The 20,092-nt window shown below is 74.4% G+C and carries 22 protein-coding genes; 8 read left to right on the plus strand and 14 right to left on the minus strand.

What is annotated here, in order from left to right:
* Positions 1 to 27 precede the first annotated feature (27 nt).
* Complete coding sequence (locus OSR43_RS19255) at positions 28 to 549, plus strand: general stress protein (protein WP_302268396.1); 522 nt, start codon at positions 28 to 30, stop codon at positions 547 to 549.
* A gap of 135 nt (positions 550 to 684) precedes the next feature.
* Here OSR43_RS19255 and OSR43_RS19260 read toward each other — a convergent pair whose 3' ends face one another.
* Positions 685 to 1,374 (minus strand): hypothetical protein, encoded by a 690-nt coding sequence (locus OSR43_RS19260; protein ID WP_302268397.1) that lies wholly within the window; start codon positions 1,372 to 1,374, stop codon positions 685 to 687.
* Positions 1,375 to 1,507: 133 nt separating this feature from the next.
* Between OSR43_RS19260 and OSR43_RS19265 the strand changes: the two genes are divergently transcribed.
* Together OSR43_RS19265 and OSR43_RS19270 are read left to right on the plus strand one after the other, a co-directional pair.
* Positions 1,508 to 3,463, plus strand: coding sequence for a sensor histidine kinase (locus OSR43_RS19265; protein WP_302268399.1), 1,956 nt, complete (start codon positions 1,508 to 1,510; stop codon positions 3,461 to 3,463).
* On the plus strand, positions 3,460 to 4,134 hold the full coding sequence (locus tag OSR43_RS19270) for a response regulator transcription factor (protein WP_302268400.1): 675 nt from the start codon (positions 3,460 to 3,462) through the stop codon (positions 4,132 to 4,134). The genes OSR43_RS19265 and OSR43_RS19270 overlap by 4 nt, the downstream gene beginning before the upstream one ends.
* Here OSR43_RS19270 and OSR43_RS19275 read toward each other — a convergent pair.
* Genes OSR43_RS19275 through OSR43_RS19290 form a run of 4 tightly spaced genes read right to left on the minus strand, consistent with a single transcriptional unit; the run spans position 4,131 to position 7,258 of the window.
* Complete coding sequence (locus tag OSR43_RS19275; protein ID WP_302268401.1) at positions 4,131 to 4,280, minus strand: hypothetical protein; 150 nt, start codon at positions 4,278 to 4,280, stop codon at positions 4,131 to 4,133. The genes OSR43_RS19270 and OSR43_RS19275 overlap by 4 nt on opposite strands.
* Before the next feature lie 10 nt (positions 4,281 to 4,290).
* Positions 4,291 to 5,856 (minus strand): long-chain fatty acid--CoA ligase, encoded by a 1,566-nt coding sequence (locus OSR43_RS19280; protein ID WP_302268403.1) that lies wholly within the window; start codon positions 5,854 to 5,856, stop codon positions 4,291 to 4,293.
* A gap of 48 nt (positions 5,857 to 5,904) precedes the next feature.
* Entirely contained in the window at positions 5,905 to 6,345 is a 441-nt protein-coding gene (locus OSR43_RS19285) for an SRPBCC family protein (RefSeq protein WP_302268404.1), read from the minus strand.
* Between the two features lie 16 nt (positions 6,346 to 6,361).
* On the minus strand, positions 6,362 to 7,258 hold the full coding sequence (locus OSR43_RS19290) for a phosphoribosylaminoimidazolesuccinocarboxamide synthase (RefSeq protein WP_302268405.1): 897 nt from the start codon (positions 7,256 to 7,258) through the stop codon (positions 6,362 to 6,364).
* Between the two features lie 33 nt (positions 7,259 to 7,291).
* On the opposite strand from OSR43_RS19290, the gene OSR43_RS19295 reads away from it, so the two are divergent.
* Complete coding sequence (locus tag OSR43_RS19295) at positions 7,292 to 7,906, plus strand: hypothetical protein (protein ID WP_302268406.1); 615 nt, start codon at positions 7,292 to 7,294, stop codon at positions 7,904 to 7,906.
* Between the two features lie 22 nt (positions 7,907 to 7,928).
* On the opposite strand, the gene OSR43_RS19300 is transcribed toward OSR43_RS19295, so the two are convergent.
* Positions 7,929 to 8,525 (minus strand): antibiotic biosynthesis monooxygenase, encoded by a 597-nt coding sequence (locus tag OSR43_RS19300; RefSeq protein ID WP_302268407.1) that lies wholly within the window; start codon positions 8,523 to 8,525, stop codon positions 7,929 to 7,931.
* 141 nt (positions 8,526 to 8,666) lie between these two features.
* On the opposite strand from OSR43_RS19300, the gene OSR43_RS19305 reads away from it, so the two are divergent.
* Both OSR43_RS19305 and OSR43_RS19310 read left to right on the plus strand, forming a co-directional pair.
* Positions 8,667 to 10,112, plus strand: coding sequence for an MFS transporter (locus OSR43_RS19305; protein ID WP_302268408.1), 1,446 nt, complete (start codon positions 8,667 to 8,669; stop codon positions 10,110 to 10,112).
* A 13-nt stretch (positions 10,113 to 10,125) separates the two neighbouring features.
* Entirely contained in the window at positions 10,126 to 10,731 is a 606-nt protein-coding gene (locus OSR43_RS19310) for a hypothetical protein (RefSeq protein ID WP_302268409.1), read from the plus strand.
* 15 nt (positions 10,732 to 10,746) lie between these two features.
* Here the strand turns inward: OSR43_RS19310 and OSR43_RS19315 are convergent, their stop codons facing one another.
* On the minus strand, positions 10,747 to 11,193 hold the full coding sequence (locus OSR43_RS19315) for a thioredoxin family protein (RefSeq protein ID WP_302268410.1): 447 nt from the start codon (positions 11,191 to 11,193) through the stop codon (positions 10,747 to 10,749).
* Between the two features lie 7 nt (positions 11,194 to 11,200).
* Entirely contained in the window at positions 11,201 to 11,527 is a 327-nt protein-coding gene (locus OSR43_RS19320) for a MerR family transcriptional regulator (RefSeq protein ID WP_302268411.1), read from the minus strand.
* A 120-nt stretch (positions 11,528 to 11,647) separates the two neighbouring features.
* Here OSR43_RS19320 and OSR43_RS19325 point away from each other — a divergent pair, with 120 nt between their 5' ends.
* Entirely contained in the window at positions 11,648 to 12,079 is a 432-nt protein-coding gene (locus tag OSR43_RS19325) for an Hsp20/alpha crystallin family protein (RefSeq protein ID WP_302268412.1), read from the plus strand.
* Between the two features lie 93 nt (positions 12,080 to 12,172).
* Here OSR43_RS19325 and OSR43_RS19330 read toward each other — a convergent pair whose 3' ends face one another.
* From OSR43_RS19330 to OSR43_RS19350, 5 genes are all read right to left on the minus strand, one after another.
* Positions 12,173 to 13,234, minus strand: coding sequence for a hypothetical protein (locus OSR43_RS19330; protein WP_302268413.1), 1,062 nt, complete (start codon positions 13,232 to 13,234; stop codon positions 12,173 to 12,175).
* Complete coding sequence (locus tag OSR43_RS19335; protein WP_302268415.1) at positions 13,235 to 13,798, minus strand: RNA polymerase sigma factor; 564 nt, start codon at positions 13,796 to 13,798, stop codon at positions 13,235 to 13,237.
* A gap of 121 nt (positions 13,799 to 13,919) precedes the next feature.
* Positions 13,920 to 15,338, minus strand: coding sequence for an adenylosuccinate lyase (gene purB, locus OSR43_RS19340; protein ID WP_302268417.1), 1,419 nt, complete (start codon positions 15,336 to 15,338; stop codon positions 13,920 to 13,922).
* A 36-nt stretch (positions 15,339 to 15,374) separates the two neighbouring features.
* Positions 15,375 to 16,643: a phosphoribosylamine--glycine ligase gene (gene purD, locus OSR43_RS19345; RefSeq protein ID WP_302268418.1), complete on the minus strand. Its 1,269-nt coding sequence runs from the start codon at positions 16,641 to 16,643 to the stop codon at positions 15,375 to 15,377.
* Positions 16,640 to 17,923, minus strand: a complete 1,284-nt coding sequence (locus OSR43_RS19350; protein WP_302268419.1) for an adenylosuccinate synthase — start codon at positions 17,921 to 17,923, stop codon at positions 16,640 to 16,642. Before OSR43_RS19350 ends, purD begins: the two co-directional genes overlap by 4 nt.
* 173 nt (positions 17,924 to 18,096) lie before the next feature.
* On the opposite strand from OSR43_RS19350, the gene OSR43_RS19355 reads away from it, so the two are divergent.
* Positions 18,097 to 19,008 carry a diacylglycerol kinase family protein gene (locus OSR43_RS19355; protein ID WP_302268421.1) on the plus strand — a complete coding sequence of 304 codons (912 nt, stop codon included), beginning with the start codon at positions 18,097 to 18,099 and terminating at the stop codon, positions 19,006 to 19,008.
* Between the two features lie 14 nt (positions 19,009 to 19,022).
* Here OSR43_RS19355 and OSR43_RS19360 read toward each other — a convergent pair whose 3' ends face one another.
* The gene (locus OSR43_RS19360; RefSeq protein ID WP_302268422.1) at positions 19,023 to 20,015 is read right to left on the minus strand and encodes a helix-turn-helix transcriptional regulator; all 993 of its coding nucleotides are present in this window, start codon (positions 20,013 to 20,015) and stop codon (positions 19,023 to 19,025) included.
* Between the last annotated feature and the right edge of the window lie 77 nt (positions 20,016 to 20,092).

Genomic DNA, 20,092 nt, shown 5'->3' on the forward strand with positions numbered 1-20,092 from the left:
CTAGGTGCGGCGGGCACAGTGGAGGACATGAGCATCCCCACTGGAACGCCCATGGGCGGCTCGGGCGCCGGGCGGTCCCCGCTCGGGCTGGAGTTCCCGCAGTCCCTGGCCGTCTACGACGACTACGCCGGCGCCCAGAAGGCCGTCGACTTCCTGGCCGACCGGAAGTTCCCGGTCGAGCAGTGCATGATCGTCGGGACCGACCTCAAGCGCCTCGAGCGGATCACCGGGCGCCTCACCACCGGCAAGGTCGCCCTCGGCGGCCTGCTGTCCGGCGCCTGGTTCGGCCTGTTCATCGGCCTGCTCTTCAGCATCTTCACCGAGGAGGGGCTGCTGGCGATCCTGCTCTCGACCGTGCTCTTCGGTGCGCTGTTCGGGCTGATCTGGGCGCTGGCCGGGTACGCCGCGACCCGCGGGCGCCGCGACTTCTCCTCGGTCACCCAGGTGGTCGCCACCCGCTACGAGGTGCTCGTCGAGCACAAGGTGGCCGCCCAGGCCCGCGAGCTGCTGGGCGAGATGCCCGGTGGGCGGCCGAACCCGTTCGCCTGAGCCGCAGGTGGCCGACGCGGTGCGGCGGGGGCGCCGGATTCCCCGGCCCCCGGGGAAACCTGCACTTCTCGGGCGTTGCAACCCCTGAGAGGTGCCGGTTTCCCCTGAGGAGCCGGGCCGGACCAGCATCGTGGCTCAACGGTTGATGACGCTGCGCCCGAACGTCAGTCCGAGCCCGAGCACGACCAGGTAGATCGGGGCGAGCAGGGCCGGCACGCCGGGGACGCCGAGCCCGAGGACCATCGCGGTGGTCTGCAGGACCGGCAGCAGGCTGACGACGCCGATCCAGCGGGAGACGGTCCGCTCACGCAGGCCCATCCAGGCGATCCCGGCGGCCGCGACGACGACGCCGAGCCAGCCGATCCAGGAGCCGAAGTCGTTGAGCATGAAGTACGTCGTCAGGCCGGCCTGGTCGAACGAGCCGCCCTCGGCGCCGTCGGGCAGGTAGAGCCCGAGCGCGCCCTTCCAGCCGTAGCCGTAGGTCAGGCCGGCCGCGGACGAGACCAGTCCCAGCGTGACGAGCGAAGCGGCCGTCGAGGCAGGCACCCGCGGCTCGACGCGTCGCCTCCACTGGGCCGCGAGCAGCAGGAGCATGGCGACGGCTGCGTACCCGAGCACCAGCGAGAGCCGGTAGACCATCGGGTCGAGGGTGTCGAAGAAGCCGTCGGTGAAGCGGACCTCGGTGGGGACGTCGTTGCGCCCGTCGAGGACCAGGGTGGCGACGAAGCCGAGAGTGCCGGCCGCGGTGGCGGCCAGCGGCCAGCGGCCGCGGGTCGAGGTGGTGGCACGGTCGGCGGTGCCAGGGAGAGGGGCGGTGGTGGTCATCGTGTCCTCCGGGACGGTGGGGCCGGTCGCGGTCGACCGGCTGGTGAGGACGACGGTGGCCCTCCCTGTGTCCCGGGCACGAGGGACACCGACCTCCTGATCCGGGGACGCCAGTTCGGGCAGCATGAGCGACGTGACCGTCCCGGACCGCGCGCTCCGCGCCCTCGCCGCCGTCCTGGCGGTGGTCGCGGTCACCTCCTGCGCGCTGGTCCGCCCACTGCAGGCCTGGTGGGACGACGGCGCCCGGGCCGGAGCCGCCGGCGACCTCGCCCTGGGCACGGTCTGGCCGGTCGTCGGCGCGCTCGTCGTGCGGGCCCGCCCGCGCAACCCGGTCGGCTGGCTGCTGCTGGTGCCGGCACTGATCGGCCCCTACCAGGTGCTGGCGGTCTACGCCGGGCACGTCGCGGGCGTCGGGGTGCTCGGCGGGTTCGCCGCCTGGGTGGCGATCTGGGGTTTCGCGCCGTACTTCTTCACCCTCCCGCTGCTTCCCCACGTCTTCCCCGACGGCCGCCCGCCGAGCCCGCGTTGGCGCCCGGTCGTGCTGGGCGTGGCGGTGGTCGCGACGGTCACGACGGTGGCGCGGATGCTGTCCCCGATCGACGCCGACATCGTCCCCGGCCTGATGAACCCGCTCGGGATCGAGCGGGCCACCTGGCTGCGCCACGTCACCCAGACCGGCGCCTCGCTGCTGTTCCTCGTCGGCATCCCGCTGGCGGTCGTCTCTCTCGCCGTTCGGATCCGCCGCGCCCGCGACGTCGAACGCACCCAGCTGCAGTGGCTGTTCCTCGGCGGGCTGCTCCTCGTGGTGGCCGTGCTGATCCCCTTCGGCTCGCTCGACGCGTGGAACGGCGTCGTGGGGCTCTCCGCCCTCCCGGTGGCGATCGGCGTCGCGATGCTGCGCCACCGGCTCTTCGACGTCGAGCTGACGCTCAACCGCACGCTTGTCTTCGGCCTGCTCACCGGCGCCGTCGTCGCGGTGTACGTGCTCCTCGTGTACGGCGTGCAGGCGGTCGCTCCCGACTCGACCTGGAGCGTCGCGCTCGTCGCCCTCTCCGCCCTCGCCGCAGCGGCCGGCCGGGAACGGGTGCAGGAGCTGGTGGACCGCCGGCTCTTCGGGCACCGGCACAACCCGTACGCCGTGGTGTCGCGCGTCGGGCGCCACGTCGCCGCCGCCTCCCAGCCGGTCGACGCGCTGCAGGGGCTGGTCGACGGGCTGCGCGACGCGCTGCGGCTGCCGTCGGTGGCCTTCACCAGCGATGAGGTGTCGGTCGCCTCGGGCACCCCGCTCCACGGCAGCCGCGTCGTCCCGTGCACCGCCCTCGGCGCCCGGGTCGGCGAGCTCCACGTCGGGCTGCGCACCGCGGGCGAGCGCTGGTCCCCCGAGCAGGAGGCCGCGGTCGAGGAGGTCGCGGCCCGCGCCGGCACCCTGGCGTACGCCGCCGGGCTGGTCGCGGACGTGGCCCGCTCCCGGGGCCGGATCGTGGCCGCGCGCGAGGAGGAGCGCCGACGGCTGCGCGCGGACCTGCACGACGGGGTCGCCCCGAACCTCGCCGGCACCGCCCTGCAGCTGGAGTCCCTGGCCAAGCGGCTGGCCCGCGACGACCAGCCGGCGCTCGCCGAGCGCGTGACCCAGCTGGGCGACGGTCTGCGCGGCACCGTCACCGAGCTCCGCGCCCTCGTCCACGGCCTGCGCCCGCCGGTGCTCGACCAGCGCGGCCTGGCCGGGGCGCTGCGCGACCTCGTGGTCGGCCACGAGGACGTGCCGCGCTGCACCGCCGAGGTCGGCGACCTCGGTGCGCCGCACGCCGCGGTCGAGGTGGCGGCGTACGCGATCGCGTCCGAGGCGTTCAGCAACGCGCTGCGGCACGCGGTCGCCGGCACGGTGCGGCTACGGGCCGCGGTCCGCGGCCGGGACCTCGTCGTCGAGGTCGTCGACGACGGCGTCGGGCTCCCGGCCCGTCCGCGAGCCGGGGTCGGCACCGTCAGCATGCGCGAGCGGGCGGCCGAGGTGGGCGGCCGGCTCGAGGTCGTCCCCACGCCCGGCGGCGGCACCACGGTCCGCGCCACCCTGCCCCTGGAGGTCCCGTGAGCACCGACCCGTCCCGTCCGTCCTCCGCCGTGCGGGTGCTGGTCGTCGACGACCACCCCGTCTTCCGGGCCGGGATGGTGACCGTCCTCGACGACCTGCCGGGCATCGAGGTGGTCGCCCAGGCCGCCGACGGCGAGCAGGCGGTCGCGCTGGCCGGCGAGCACGCGCCGGACGTGGTGCTGATGGACCTGCGGATGCCCGGCGTCGGCGGGCTGGAGGCGACCGCGCGGATCCGGGTCGAGCACCCCGACGTCGCGGTGGTCGTGCTGACCATGGACTCCGACGACGACTCGGTCTTCGCGGCGCTGCGGGCCGGGGCCCGGGGCTACCTGCTCAAGGAGGCCGAGGTCGACGACATCGAGCGGGCGGTCGTGGGCGCCGCCCGCGGCGAGGCCGTCTTCGGCTCGGGCATCGCCGGCCGGGTGCTGGCGTACTTCTCCGGCGCGCGGCCGACGGTCTCGGCGTTCCCCCAGCTGACCCCCCGCGAGCACGAGGTCCTCGAGCTGATCGCGCAGGGGCTCGACAACACCACGATCGCGCGCCGGCTGTTCCTGTCCGACAAGACCGTCCGCAACCGGGTCAGCGACGTGCTGGGCAAGCTGCACGCCCGGTCCCGCGCCGAGATGGTGGCGCTGGCGCGGGACGCGGGGCTGGGCGGGCAGCCCGGCTAGCCGCGCCGGGTGTTCTGGACGACCACGATCACCAGCGCGACGCCGAGGCCGGCGAGGATCGGTCCGAAGACGCCCGACCCGGCGACCCACCACAGCGCCCCGGAGACGACGAGGAACGCCGCGAGCAGGTAGAGCAGCACCCTCACCGGGCGGACCTCACGCCAGCTCGCGCTTGAGGATCTTGCCGGTCGCGGTCATCGGCAGGGCGTCGACGACCTCGACGAGGCGGGGGTACTTGTACGCCGCGAGCTGCTCCTTGGACCACGCCACGAGCTCCTCGGGGGTGACCGACGCGCCCTCGTTCAGGATGACGAACGCCTTGATCTCCTCGCCGTGGCTCTCGTGCGGCACACCGATGACCGCGGCGAGCGAGACCGCCTCGTGGGTCATCAGGACCTCCTCGATCTCGCGCGGGTACACGTTGAAGCCGCCGCGGATGATCATGTCCTTGGACCGGTCGACGATGTAGTACCAGCCGTCCTCGTCCTTGCGCGCGAGGTCGCCGGAGCGGAACCACCCGTCGTGGATCGCCTCGTCGGTCGCCTCGGGCCGGCCGTGGTAGCCCTTCATGATGTTGTGGCCCTTGATCGCGATCTCGCCGACCGCGTCGGGGCCCGGCTCGTCGATCTCCTCCCACGACTCGGGCTTGAGCAGCGTCATCTCCACGCCGGGCACCGGCACGCCGATCGAGCCGACGCGCGGCGGCTGGCCGTGCGGGGAGAACGACGCCACCGGTGAGGTCTCCGAGAGGCCGTAGCCCTCGAGGATGGTGACGCCGAAGCGCTTCTCGAAGTCCTTGTGCACCTCGACCGGCAGCGCGGAGCCGCCGGCGGCCGCGACGCGCAGGTTCTCGGCGATGGAGCCGACGTCGACGCCCTCCTCGAGCGCGCCGAGCAGGCCCCAGTACATCGTCGGGACGCCGGCGAAGAAGGTGACCTTCTCCTTGAGCATCAGCCCGAGCGCGGCCTGCGCCTCGAAGCGCGGCAGCATCACGACGGTGCCGCCGTAGGCGAACGCGCCGTTCTGGATGACGGTCTGGCCGAAGGAGTGGAACAGCGGCAGCACGCACAGGTAGGTGTCGGGCTTGCTCGCGTCGGCGCCGAACAGCTGCTCCCCGAGCAGCGCGTTGTCGCGCATGTTGCGGTGCCGCAGCTCCGCGCCCTTGGGCTGGCCGGTCGTGCCGGAGGTGTAGAGGATGACCGCGGTGTCGTCCTCGTCGGTCTCCACCGAGGTGAACTCGCCGGGCTGGCCGCCCATCGCCTGCGCCATCGTCTCGGTGCCCTCGATCGGGCTGGCCGCGGCGAGGTCGGCGGTGATCACGAAGAAGTGCTCGCAGCCCGCGGCCTCGCCGAAGCCGGCGTACCCCTCCTTGGCCATGGGCAGGTCGGGGGTGCCCTCGAAGCAGAAGTAGGCCTTCGCGTCGGAGTCCTCGAGGTGGTAGGCGACCTCGCGCCCCTTGAGCAGCACGTTGAGCGGGACCACGGTCGCGCCGGCCTTGAGGATGCCGTAGTAGACGACCGAGAAGTAGGGCAGGTTGGGGCAGCTCAGCGCGACCTTGTCGCCGGGGCGGATCCCGCGGGAGACCAGCAGGTTGGCCACCATGTTGGCGAACGAGTCGACGGCGGCATAGGTCAGCCGGGTCTCACCGAGGACGACCGCGTCCCGGTCGGGGTACTGCTGGGCGCTGGTCTCGAGCAGGGACGAGAGGTTGTACGACGACACTTGTGGCCTCCATCACGACGGTCCGGACGGGCCCAACCTACTCACTGGTCACGAAGGATCCGAGCCCGGCCGGTGCCGCGCGCCGAGGATGCGCGCGGCGCGGCGCAGGTCGGACCGGACGGCGCCCGGGGAGACCAGCTGCAGCGCCCGCGCGAGCGGGCCCGCGAGCCCTCGCCCGCGCAGCCGCATCGACACCGAGACGACGCAGCCGCTGCCCGGGGCCGGCGCCAGCTCCAGGGTCAGGTCGGCCTCGAAGCCGCGCCAGGTGCCGGTCTCGGACCAGCGCAGCGGCCGCACCAGTTCGGTGGTGCGCATCCGCGGGCGGAGCCCCGGGAGCGTGACGTCGGTCCAGGTCTGGCCGACCCCGACCTCCCCGACCACGTCCTCGACCCGCGCCAGGCTCGACTGCCACTCCGCCCGGTTGGCCGGGTCGGCGAGGTAGTCGATCACCACCTCCGGCGGCACCGGGAAGTGGACCGAGCCGCTCACGGCAGCGCCACCGGAGTCACCAGGTCTCGCCGGTGAGCCGCTCGTAGGCCTCGACGTAGCGGGCACGGGTCCGCTCGACGACCTCGGGCGGGAGCGGCGGCGGCGCCGCGCCGGACGCCTTGTCCCAGCCGGACTCCGGGGAGGTCAGCCAGTTGCGGACCACCTGCTTGTCGTACGACGGCTGGGTGCGGCCCGGCTGCCACTCCGCGAGCGGCCAGAACCGCGAGGAGTCCGGGGTCAGCACCTCGTCGCCGAGCACCGTGGTGCCGTCGGGCCGGTCGCCGAACTCCAGCTTGGTGTCGGCCAGGATGATCCCCTGCTCCCGCGCGACGGCCTCGGCGCGGGCGTAGACCTCCAGCGTCAGGTCCCGCAGCCGGGCGGCGCCGCCGGGGCCGACGACGGCCGCGACCGCCTCGAGGTCGACGTTCTCGTCGTGGTCGCCGAACGCCGCCTTCGTTGCCGGGGTGAAGATCGGCTCGGGCAGCCGCGAGCCGTCCTCGAGACCGTCGGGCAGGGGGTTGCCGCAGACCGCGCCGGTCGCGCGGTAGTCGGCCAGGCCGGAGCCGGTGAGGTAGCCCCGCGCGACGCACTCGACCGGGAACATCGAGAGCTTCTCGCACACCACCGCGCGGCCACGGACCTGCGCGGGCACGTCGGTGGAGAGGACGTGGTGGGGGACGATGTCGGCGAGCCGGTCGAACCACCACAGCGACATCCGGGTGAGGATCTCGCCCTTGTCGGGGATCGTCGCGTCGAGGATGAAGTCGTAGGCCGAGATCCGGTCGCTGGCGACCATGAGCAGCGCGCCGGCGTACGGGCCCTCGGTCAGCTCGTAGAGGTCGCGCACCTTGCCGGAGTGGAGGTGCGTCGCGCCCTCGATGGTCGGGGCTGCGGGGATCTCGACGTCTGCCACGTGCCCAGGCTAGTGCGGTGGCACAGTGGGTCCATGGCAGAGTCCGCCGCCGCCGTCCACGCCCGCGTCCTGGAGCACGCCGCCGACGCGCGGCTGCCGATGCCGCCCTCGGGCGACTGGGACAGCTTCCCCTGGGAGGTGCGCGAGGGCCGGGTCGCACCGCGGGCCCTGCGACCGCCCTCCCCCGACCCGCTGCGCGAGGGCGAGGACCCTGCCCGGCCCTGCTCGTCGTGCGCGGGCTTCGACCCCGCCCGGGTGGTGTGGGAGGACGAGCACTGGGTGCTGACCCACCGCGGCGCGCCGTCGGGGCTGCCGCTGGTGCTCCTGCTGCACGCCCGCGAGCACCTGGACCTCGGCGACCTCGACGACGACCTCGCCTCCGAGCTGGGCCGGATCACCAACCGCCTGGTGCGCATCGTCGGCGCCCTGGAGAACATCGGGCGCGTGCACGTGGACCGTTGGGGCGACGGCGGCTCGCACCTGCACCAGTGGTTCTTCGCGCGCACGGCCGGCCTGACCGGCGTGCTGGGCTCCCACGCCGCGGAGTGGGACGAGATCCTCCCGCCCGGCCCGGAGGACGTCTGGCGCGCCGACCTGCACGCCGTCGCCGTCAAGCTGGCCAACTGGGGCGGCACCGCGCGAGCGTGACCCGCCCCGCCCAGCCGGCCGATCAGCCGGTCGCGCGGGCCGTGCGGCGCCAGGGGGCGGGTCGACCGTGGAGCCACCACTCCATCCGGCGGGTCATCCACGGGAGGGCGACGTACGTCATCACCGGCGTCATCACGAGGACGACGGCGAGCACGCGCAGCGGCAGCCAGACCCCGCCCAGGACCGGGGCGGCCAGCCAGTTGACCAGCACGCTGAGCGGGTAGAACACCAGGAAGATCACCGAGGCCTGCTTCCAGCGCGGCGGCGCGGCCGGCACCGCGCGCAGGTCCTCGACGTCGCGGGTGGTCGGGTCGTCGAACCACCCCTCGATGCCGGTACGGCGCTCCACGCGCGAGTCGACCACGCCGAGGCCGGCGGCCGAGGAGCGCCACCACTGCCGCTGAGGGGAGTGCTCCCACGCCTGCAGCGCGGCGCCGTCGGCGAACCGGTAGAGCATGTGCCAGGTGCTCGAGCCGGTCTCCGGCCGCACCCAGCCGGCGCCGAGGAAGCCGGGGAACTGCTGGGCCAGCGCGGTGCCCGCCTGCAGCCAGCTCAGCATCTCCGCGTCGTGCCCGGGGTCGAGCGTGCGGGTGATGGAGACGGTCACGGGCGCGGTCATGCCCGCATGGTCCGGCCACGAGCACCGCGCCACCAAACCGCGCGACCGGACCGCGCGACCGGACCGCGCGACCGGACCACGCAGCGAACTCGGCGCCGCCCGCGCTGAGTAGGCCCGGCACCGACGGGGCAACGGGTCCCGGTGAGCGAGGAGGGGACCAGCGCCGACCAGCGGCCGGAGGAGCGTCTCGACGACGACTACACCCCCGACCCGCGGCGCTGGAGGATCCTCGGCGTCACCCTCGTCGTCGGCTTCATGTCGCTGCTCGACGTGACGATTGTGAACGTCGCCATCCCCTCCATGCAGGAGGGGCTGGGCACCTCCGCCGGCACGATCCAGTGGGTCGTGTCCGGCTACGCGCTGGCCTTCGGGCTCACGCTGGTCGCCGGCGGCCGGCTGGGCGACGCCTACGGCCGCCGCCGGCTGATGCTGATCGGCCTGACCGGCTTCATCCTCTCCAGCGCCGCGGTCGGACTCGCGCCGAACACCGCGACGGTGATCGCCGCTCGGCTCGCGCAGGGCGCGACCGCCGGGCTGCTCACCCCGCAGAACTCCGGCCTGATCCAACAGCTCTTCCGGGGTCCCGAGCGCGGCCGCGCGTTCGGCGCCTTCGGCTTCACCGTCTCCCTCTCCTCGGCCCTGGGGCCGGTGCTGGGCGGCGCGATCATCGCGCTGGCCGGCGAGGAGGAGGGCTGGCGCTGGCTCTTCCTGGTCAACGTCCCCATCGGGCTGGCCGCCCTGGTCGCGATCGCCGTGATCGTCCCGGGCCCCGACCGTCGGGACGACAGCGGCACGTGGATCGACGTGCCGGGCGCGCTGCTGCTCGGCGGTGCGGTGCTGTGCGTGCTCTTCCCGCTCGTGAGCCTGGAGAGCGGCGCCCTGCTGCCGCTGGTGCTGCTCGCCGGCGCCCCGGCGTTCGGCTGGGCCTTCGTGCGGTGGGAGGCCCGGCTGCGACGCCAGGGCCGGCCGCCGCTGCTCGACGTCGGCCTGCTGCGCACGCTGCCCGGCTACAGCACCGGGATGGCGATCGGCACCCTCTACTTCACGGGGTTCACCGGCATCTTCCTGGTGCTCTCGGTCCACCTGCAGGGCGAGCTCGGCCTCTCGCCGCTGGCGGCCGGCGCGCTGACCACGCCGTTCGCCGCCGGCGCCGCGGTCACCGCACCCCTCGCGGGCCGGCTGGTGTCGCAGGCGGGGCGCACGCTGACCGTCGTCGCGCTCGTCACGATGATGACCGGCACCGCGCTCACCGCCTGGCTCGCGCCCGGCTTCGACGACGGGCGGATCTGGATGGCGCTGGTCCCGTGCCTGCTGCTCGCGGGCCTCGGCGGCGGCGGCGTCATCTCGCCGAACTTCACCCTCACCCTCGCCGAGGTGCCGCCCCGGATGGGCGGCGCCGCCGGCGCGGCGCTGCAGACCGGCCAGCGGATCGGGTCCTCGCTGGGCGCGGCGCTGCTGATGACGACGTACGGCATCGCGATGGGCCCGTTCGGCGGCGAGGGCGCGCTCCGGGCGGCCCTGCTCGCCTCGCTGGCGGTGCTGTCCCTGGCGCTCGCCGCCGCGGTCTGGTCACGCCGGCACGAGTGAGGTCGAATGGGTCATGGCCTCCGAGACCTTCCTCCCCGACCCCCCGGCCGGCCCCGCCGTCGACGCGATGCTCGAGGCCGACCGCACCAGCCACGGCTTCGTCATGAACCTCACCCGCGTGTGGGCACACCAGCCGCGGGTCTTCGACGCGTACGCCGCGCTGGCCACCTCCTCGGCCGAGGCGGCCGGGCTGTCGGTCCGTGACCGCGGCGTGCTGGTCACCGCGCTCGCCAGCACGATCGGCGACGCGTACTGCTCGATCGCCTGGGGCGGCAGGCTCGCCGCCGAGGCCGGCGACCCGTCCCTCCCGGTCGCGGTGCTGACCGGCAGCGACGCCGGGCTCGACGACCGGGAGCGCGCGCTGGCCGCCTGGGCCCGGCTGGTGGCCCGCGACCCGTCCGCGACGACGCAGGCCGACGTCGACCGGCTCCGCGAGGCGGGGCTCGACGACGCCCAGGTCGTGGCGGCGACGGTGTACGTCGCGGCGCGCCTGGCGTTCTCGACCGTCAACGGCGCCCTGGGCGCCAGGCCGGACGGCGACCTGCGGTCGGTCGCGCCCGCGGAGGTGCTCGAGACCGTCACCTGGGGCCGGCCCATCGAGCCGCCGGGAGCCGGCTGACCGGACGAGCGGTGCTCAGTCGGCCGCGGCGAGCGCGCCGAGGACCTGCTCCTTGCGCGGGGCACCGGCGGCGCGACTGACCTCCCGGCCGGACCGGTCGAGGACCAGCGTGGTGGGGGTGCGCAGCACGTCGAGGTCCCGCACGAGCGCGAGGTGGTGCTCGGCGTCGACCTCGACGTGGACCACCCCCGGCACCAGCTCGGCGACCTCGGCCAGCGTGCGCCGGGTGGCCCGGCACGGGGCGCAGAACGCGGTCGAGAACTGCACCAGGGTGGCCCGCTCCCCCGGCGCCGCGTCCGGCACCGCCGCCGCGACGCGCGACCAGGCGGTCGGCTCCGCCGTGCCCGACTCCTGCATCCTCGCCCTCCCTCGCGCGAACCGTCCGTCGACCACCGCTCGCCAGCCGCCGACGGCCAGGGCGAGCAGCACGGCGCCGAGCAGCACCCAGGTCCCGGTGGTCACGGCCGGCTCAACCCCCGCGCGGGCCGCGTTGTTCCTGCGGCCCGGCCCGCAGCCGGGCGTTCGCCGCGCGGAGGCGGCGTACCTCCTCCTCCAGCGCCAGCACCCGTGCGATGCCCGCGAGGTTGAGGCCGTCGGCGAGCAGGTCGCGGATGCGGTGCAGCCGGTCGATGTCGGCGCGGCTGTAGAGGCGGGTGCCGCCGGGGGTCCGGTCGGGGTCGAGGAGCCCGCGCCGCTCGTAGACGCGCAAGTTCTGGACCTGCATCGAGACCATCTCCGCCGCCACCGAGATCGCGAAGACCCCCCGCTCGTGCGTCTGCCGCCGCCCACCTGTCACGGGGTTGATTCTGCCGTGAACGTGGAATATAAGAAACCTGTAACCGTTGATACAGGTACGACGAGCCCGCACCACCCGGTCCGGGCCCGCCGGCGACACAGATCCTGAGGAGGAGACCCCATGTTGCTGCGCACCACCGACCCGTTCCGCGACTTCGACCGCCTCACCCAGCAGCTGCTGGGGACCACCAACCGCCCGGCGGTCATGCCGATGGACGCCTGGCGCGAGGGTGACCGGTTCGTCATCGAGTTCGACCTGCCGGGCGTCGCCCGCGACAGCATCGACCTCGACGTCGAGCGCAACGTCCTGACCGTCCGCGCCGAGCGCGTGGCCGGCAACGGCGACTGGCAGATGCTGGCCAGCGAGCGCACCCGCGGCTCGTTCAGCCGCCAGCTGGTCCTCGGCGACAACCTCGACCTCGACCGCATCGAGGCGTCCTACGACGCCGGCGTGCTGCGGCTGGTCGTGCCGGTCGCGGAGAAGGCCAAGCCGCGCAAGATCGAGATCGGCTCCACCTCCCCCGAGGCACAGCCGGCCGCGATCGAGGGCTGACGCCCGACGCGCGGAACGACAGCAGGGGCCCGGACACCGCTCGGTGTCCGGGCCCCTGTGTGTTCCTGACGTGTACCTGCGGTGTCGCTGGTGTCAGCAGCCGAGGCCGCCCTCGAAGCCCTCCGGCACCTGGCCTCGTGCGGCGTCGTCGGTGTAGTCCCAGACGTACCCGGGATACTCCCCCGACGTGGCCATCTCGAGCAGGACCGGCCACGACCGGGCGCTCCCGAGGACGTCGACGGCGACCTGGGCACGCCCGTCGTCGCCCACCCGCCTCGCGTCCCGGAGCTCGCGCAGCCAGGCGCAGGCGACCTGGCCGGTGACCTCGGCGCCGAGCTGGTAGGGGTCCGCCTGGTCCGAGGTGACCGGCGGCGTCTCCTCCCCGAACGTCCGCTCCTGGCCGCTCGCCGCCGCGATGCCGTCGAGGATCGCCTCGATCGCCGCCTCCCGCTCGCCCGACGTCACGAACTCCGCGGGCAGCGCCGCCTCGAAGTCCGCCCGGCCGACCAGCCGGAGCCGGCCGAGGAGCGCCTCGAAGGCGTCCCGGTCCATCCCGCTGCCGCGCACCTCGAGGGTGTGACCGCGCTCCACCGGACGGATCACGGTGTGGTCGTCCGCGCTGTAGGGCCACAGCTGGCCGGCCAGCCCGAGCACCTCGACCGGCTCGCCGTCGGCGGGCGGGTCGACGATGTGGCGGCGGTCCTCGAGATAGGTCTGGTACGCCGCGGCCGGGCGCCAGCTGACCTCGACGGAGGCGGAGCCCTTCTCGTAGGCCACCTCGCCGTCGCCGTCGCCGCCCTCGCCCTCGTAGACGTGGGTCGCGGTCCAGCCGGGGGCGTCGAGCACCGCACGGAAGGGCGCCTCGGCCGCGGCCGACGGGCTGCCCGCGGGGGCGGCGGGTCGGGGCGCGGCACTGTCCCCTCCGGTCCACCAGAGTGTGCCTGCGGCGACGGCCGCGACGGCGGCCGCCGCGGCGACCGGCACCAGCCACCTCGTGCGGCGCGGTGGGGTGCCCGGAACCGGTGCGGTCGGTCGGTCGGTGACGGCGGTGCGCATGATCTCCTCCAGGAGCTCGGCCCGCCCGGCCGCGAGCGGCAGCCGCGCGACCGCGGCGTCGGTGAGGGGGGCGCCGGCGTGGTCGTCGTCGCTGCTCATCTACGGCTCCTTCCGGGTGAGCTGGGGTGTGCTGGGGAGATGTCCGGCGGGTGGCGGATCGTTGCCGAGGTCCTCGGGCAGCAGCGCCCGCAGGCGGCCCCGGGCCCGGGAGAGCCGCGGCCGGACGACGACCGTCGTGACCCCGAGGACGTCGGCGATCTCCCGGGGCTCGAGCCCCTCCCACAGGTGGAGCTCGAGCACCTCCTGGTCGCGCGCGCTCAGCCGGCGCATCGCCGCGGTGACGTCGGCGCGGTGGACGACGGCGTCGCTGCCGTCGGGGACCACCGACGCCAGCTCGCGGCGGAGCCGGTCGCCCAACGCGCTGCGTCGCCCGTCGCCGCGCCGGTGGTTCGCCAGGACGCGGCGGGCCACGCCGTACAACCAGGGCCGGGTCTCCGGCTCGGGCGGCACGTGCGCCAGCCGTCGCCAGGCGACGAGGAAGGTGTCCGCGGTGACGTCGGCGGCGTCCTCGGGTCGCTCGACCCGGCGCAGCGCGAAGCCGAGGACCGCGTCGAAGTGGGCGGCGTACAGCCGCCGGAAGGTGTCCTCGCGGCCCTCGCTCATGCCTGGCTCATGTCCGGCACGGGCGAGATCGTTGCAGGAGGTCGGTCCCGGCTCTGGCGGGATGTCCAGGCCGACCCCCGGAGCAGCACGCGCGCCCGCCGACCCGCCCCGGGCGACCGGTCTAGAGGATCTCGCCGGGGGCGTACGCCGCGGCGTCGGGGTGCCGCTCGGTCACCTCCGCGACGCGGCGCACGACCTCCTGGACCTGGGCGACCGCGGCGCCGGTGAAGGTGATCGGCTCGGCGACCAGCGAGGCCAGCTGGTCGGCCGACAGCCCGAGGCGGGGGTCGGCGGCGAGGCGGGCGAACACGTCGTTCTCGGCCTGACCGCGGCGCATGTCGAGGGCGGTGCCGACCGCGGCCTCCTTGATCGCCTCGTGACCGACCTCGCGGCCGACGCCGTTGCGGACCGCGGCCATGAGGACCTTCGTGGTGGCGAGGAACGGCAGGTACCGGTCGAGCTCGCGCTGCACGACGGCGGGGAAGGCACCGAACTCGTCGAGCACCGTGAGGAAGGTCTGGAAGAGGCCGTCCACGGCGAAGAACGCGTCCGGCAGCGCGACCCGGCGCACCACCGAGTCCGAGACGTCGCCCTCGTTCCACTGGTCGCCGGCGAGCTCGCCGATCATCGACAGGTAGCCGCGGGTGACGACCGCCAGGCCGTTGACCCGCTCGCAGGAGCGGCTGTTCATCTTGTGCGGCATCGCCGAGGAGCCGACCTGGCCCTCCTTGAAGCCCTCGGTGACCAGCTCGTTGCCGGCCATCAAGCGGACGGTGGTCGCGAGGTTGGAGGGGCCGGCCACGAGCTGGACGAGGGCGGAGAGGACGTCGAAGTCCAGCGACCGCGGGTAGACCTGGCCGACGCTGGTCAGCACCCGGTCGAAGCCGAGGTGGGCGGCGACGCGCTGCTCGAGCTCGGCCAGCCGCGCCTCGTCGCCGTCGAGCAGGTCGAGCATGTCCTGGGCGGTGCCCATCGGGCCCTTGATGCCCCGCAGCGGGTAGCGGCCCAGCAGGTCCTCGACCCGCTCCAGCGCCACCAGCATCTCGTCGGCCACCGTGGCGAACCGCTTGCCCAGGGTGGTCGCCTGGGCCGCCACGTTGTGGCTGCGGCCGGCCATCACCGTCAGCTGGTGCTCCGAGGCGAGCCGCCCGAGCCGGGCGAGCGCCGCGACCGCGCGGTCGCGCACGAGGGCCAGGGACTGGCGGACCTGGAGCTGCTCGACGTTCTCGGTCAGGTCGCGGGAGGTCATCCCCTTGTGCACGTGCTCGTGGCCGGCCAGCGCGCAGAACTCCTCGATGCGCGCCTTCACGTCGTGCCGCGTGACCCGCTCCCGCGCGGCGATCGAGGCGAGGTCCACCCGGTCGACGACCGCCTCGTAGGCCTCGACCACTCCGTCGGGCACCTCGATCCCGAGGTCGCGCTGGGCCTTGAGGACGGCGATCCACAGCTGCCGCTCGAGGACCACCTTGTGCTCCGGCGACCAGATGCCGGCGAGGTCGGGGGCGGCGTACCGCGTGGCCAGGACGTTCGGGACGGTCACGCGGCGGATTCTCCCACGCCGGGGTCGGGTCCCGACTCAGCCGGTGACGGAGGCGCCCTCGACGACGCCGAGCGGCTCGGCGGCGATGTCGGAGCGGCGCTGCATGCCGGGGAAGGAGATCTCCTCGGCGGCGGCGTACGCCGCGGCGCGGGCGGCGGCCACGTCGGCGCCGGTGGCACGGACCGCGAGGACGCGTCCGCCGGCGGTGACCAGCCCGTCGGGGCCCAGCGCCGTGCCGGCGTGGACCACGTCGACGTCGGCCCGCGCGTCGGCGGCCTCGACCCCGGTGACGGGGTCGCCCTTCGAGGAGGACTCGGGGTAGCCGGCGGAGGCGAGGACGACGCTGACCGCGGCCTCGTCGCGGAAGCGCGGCGCGTCGACGTCGCCCAGCCGGCCCTCCGCGGCGGCGAGCAGCAGCTCCCCGAGCGAGGAGTCGAGCAGCGCGAGCACCGGCTGCACGTCGGGGTCGCCGAAGCGGACGTTGAACTCGATGACCCGCGGGCCGGCGGCGGTCAGCGCGAGGCCGACGTAGAGGCAGCCGCGGAACGGCGTGGCGCGGCGCGCCATCTCGTCGAGGGTGGGCTGGACGACGGTGGCGACGACGACCTCGGCGAGGTCCGGCGGCGCCCACGGCAGCGGGGAGTAGGAGCCCATCCCGCCGGTGTTGGGACCGCGGCCGCCGTCGTGGATGCGCTTGAAGTCCTGGGCCGGCTGCAGGGGGTGGGTGCTCGTGCCGTCGCAGATCGCGAAGAGCGAGACCTCCGGGCCGTCGAGGAACTCCTCGACCACGACCGTGCCGCAGGTCGCGGCGTGCGCGAGGGCCTCGTCGCGGTCGGTGGTCACCACGACGCCCTTGCCTGCGGCGAGCGCGTCGTCCTTGACGACGTACGGCGCGCCGGCCAGGTCGAGCGCCTCGCCGACCTCCGCCGGGGTCGAGCACACCCACGACCGCGCGGTGGGCACGCCGGCCGCGGCCATGACCTCCTTGGCGAACGCCTTGGAGCCCTCCAGCCGGGCCGCCGCGCGGGACGGCCCGAAGCAGGCGATCCCGGCGTCGGTCACCGCGTCCGCGACGCCCGCGACCAGCGGCGCCTCGGGGCCGACGACGACCAGGTCCACCTCGAGGCGGGTCGCCAGGGCGGCGACGGCCGCCGGGTCGGCGGGGTCGACCTCGTGCAGCGCGGCGACCGCGCCGATGCCCGGGTTGCCCGGCGCCGCGTGGACCTCGGTGACCGCGGGGTCGCGGGACAGCGCGAGCGCGAGCGCGTGCTCGCGGCCGCCGGTGCCGACGACGAGCGCCCTCACGGGTTGACGACGACCGTCTGCTCGCGGCCCGGGCCCACCCCGACGCCCCAGATCTTCGCGCCCGACAGCTCCTCGAGCGCCCGCACGTAGCGCTGGGCGTTGACCGGCAGGTCCTCGAAGGTGCGGCAGCCGGAGATGTCGGAGCCCCAGCCGTCGAAGTACTCGTAGACCGGCGTGGCGTGGTGGAACTCGGTCTGCGTCATCGGCATCTCGTCGTGCCGCACGCCGTCGACCTCGTAGGCCACGCAGACCGGGATCCGGTCCCAGGCGCCGAGGATGTCGAGCTTGGTGAGGAACAGGTCGGTGAGGCCGTTGACGCGCGAGGCGTAGCGGGCGACGACCGAGTCGTACCAGCCGCAGCGGCGGGTGCGGCCGGTCGAGACGCCGATCTCGCCGCCGAGGCGCTGGAGCTGCTGGCCGTCCTCGTCGAACAGCTCGGTCGGGAACGGCCCGGACCCCACGCGGGTCGTGTAGGCCTTGATCACGCCGATGACCCGGTCGATGCGGGTGGGGCCGACACCGGCGCCCACGCAGACGCCGCCGGCGACGGGGTTCGAGGACGTCACGAACGGATAGGTGCCGTGGTCGACGTCGAGCATCGTGGCCTGGGCGCCCTCGAAGAGGACCGTCTCGCCCCGGTCGAGCGCCTGGTTGAGCAGCAGCGAGGTGTCGGCGACCATCGGCCGCAGCCGGTCGACGTACGCCGTCAGCTCCTCGACGACCGCGTCGACCTCGATGGCCCGGCGGTTGTAGATCTTGGTGAGCAGGTGGTTGCGGACGTCGAGGGCCGCCTCGACCTTCTGCCGCAGGATCTTCTCGTCGAACAGGTCCGCGATCCGCACGCCGTACCGGTTGACCTTGTCGGAGTACGCCGGGCCGATGCCGCGCCCGGTCGTGCCGATCTGGTTCTTGCCGAGGAAGCGCTCGGTGACCTTGTCGATCGTCGAGTGGTAGGAGGCGATGACGTGGGCGTTCGCGCTCACGACCAGGCCGCCGATCTCCACGCCCCGCTCGAGCAGACCGTCGAGCTCGCGGAACAGCGCCTCGGGCGAGACGACCACCCCGTTGGCGATGACCGAGGTCGCGCCGGGGGTCAGGATGCCGCTGGGCAGCAGGTGGGTGGCGTACTTCTCGCCGTCGATCACGATGGTGTGACCGGCGTTGTGACCACCGCTGGTGCGGACGACGTAGTCGATGGGGTCGGTGGTGGCCAGCTGGTCGGTGGCCTTGCCCTTGCCCTCGTCTCCCCACTGGGCTCCGAGCACGACGATCGCGGGCATAGGTGACTCCTCACAAGCAGTGGCTCACACGTCGAACCACAATGGGAAAGGCCCCGGTCAGCAAGGGCTGGGCCGGGGCTCTTGCGACGACACGCTAGCAAGTTCGCAGCCGGGTCGGGACCGGTGACCGCGTCCGGGGACGCGGCGAGGGTGTCGGCGCTAGGGTCGCGGCGATGGATCCCCTCCTCGTGATCACCAACAGCGACGCCGGCACCGCGGACGAGCAACAGCTCGAGCGGGCGCTGGCCGTCCTGCGCGAGCGCACGTCGGTCGAGGTCTGCGCCACCTCCGACCCCGGCGAGCTCGACGGGGTGCTGCACCGCGCGGGCTCCCGGCGCATCGTCGTGGCCGGCGGCGACGGCAGCATGCACGCCGTCGTCGCGGCGCTGCACCGGCGCCGCGAGCTCCAGGACGCGGTCCTCGGGCTGCTGCCGCTGGGCACCGGCAACGACTTCGCCCGTGGCAACGACATCCCGCTGAACGTCGAGGAGGCCGCCAAGGTCGTCCTGCACGGCCGCCCGCGGCGGATGGACCTGATCCTCGACGAGGTCGGCGAGATCGTCGTCAACAGCGTCCACGCCGGCGCCGGGGCGCAGGCCAGCCGCCGCGCGGACCGCTGGAAGGACCGGCTGCACGGGATCGGCGTCGGCAAGGTCAACCTCGGCAAGCTCGGCTACCCGATCGGCGCCCTGCTCGCGGCGGTCAAGCCGCCCTTCATCCGGCTGCGGGTCGAGGTGGACGGCGAGGTGGTCGTCGACTACGACCAGCCGGTCCTCATGGTCGCCGTCGGCAACGGCTCGAACGTCGGCGGGGGCACCGAGCTCACGCCCGAGGCCGACGCCCGCGACGGCCTGATGGACGTGATGGTCGCCCGCTCCGTCGGGTCGCTGGGCCGGGTCGGCTACCTCGCCTCCCTCATGCGCGGCACGCACCACCGGCGCGACGACGTGGTCTACCTGCGCGCCAAGCAGGTCACCATCGACGGCGAGCAGTTCTACTGCTCGGCCGACGGCGAGGTGTACGGCCCCGAGCGGCGCCGCACGTGGCGGCTCGAGCCGGGCGCCTACTCGCTGGTGCTCCCCTAGCCGTCCCCGCCCGGCTACAGCCAGCCGCGGCGTACCGCCTCGGCGCCGGCCTGGAACCGGGTGTCGGCGCCGAGCTCGCCGAGCAGGTCCGCGACACGGCGGCGCACGGTCCGCAGGCTGACGCCCAGGCGGCGGGCGATCTGCTCGTCCTGGGCGCCCTCGGCCAGCTGCTGGAGCAGGAACCGGCGGACGTCGGGGCGGGCGTCCCCGCGCTCCAGGCCCGGCACCGGCAGCGCGCGCTCCCACATCGACTCGAACCACAACGTGAGCGCCTCGACCAGCCCGGCCTCGCGGACGAGCGTCCGGGGCTGGTCGGCGAAGCCCAGCGGCTCCGGCACCATCGCGTGGGTCGAGCCGATGATGCACATCCGGGTCGGCAGGTGCGGGAGCACACGTACGTCCTCCCCGGCCGCCGCGCGCCGCGCCAGCACCTCCCGGGCGTCGGTGAGGGCGCGGACGGGGTAGATCGCCCGCGACCGACGTCCCTGGGCCACCACTCGCCCCACGAGGTCGATCATCTCGCCCTCGTCGGCCTGGCGGAACTGGTCGGGGCGCAGCCACCGGATGTCGCCGCGGCTGCGCTCGATCAGCGACCGGAGCAGGCCGCCCGCCTGGCCGCCGCTGCTGACCTCGCCGTCGATGGGCCGGACCTCCTCGACCTCGCCCGGGTCGGCCCCGGCCCCCCGGCCGGCGAGCAGCGGCACCGCCGCCGCGAGGTCGGAGAGCCGGGAGTGGGCGCGGGCGGCGGTGGCGGCGGTCTCGGTCAGCACCTGCACGATCGCCTCGGCCGGGCTGGCGACGAAGACCCGACCGTCCTCGATCCGGACGATGCCGTGCTCGACCAGCGGCTGCAGGTCACGGACCAGCTCCTCGGGCTCGCGCATCACCGCCGCCGCGACGGATACCAGCTCCCGCCCGGACTGCGCGCGGACCCGGTCGTAGAAGTGGTCGTCGTCGTCGCCGAGGCCGAGGACGCTCAGGAGGCTCGACGACCGGGGGCTGGGCACGGTCGCAGGTTAGTGGCAACTTCCGGCCAGCGACAGGCTCTGGCCAGGATGCCCTGGGGTCGCCGGGCATGCTTGTC

It is taken from the genome of Nocardioides sp. Arc9.136, from assembly GCF_030506255.1.
Lineage (GTDB): Bacteria > Actinomycetota > Actinomycetes > Propionibacteriales > Nocardioidaceae > Nocardioides.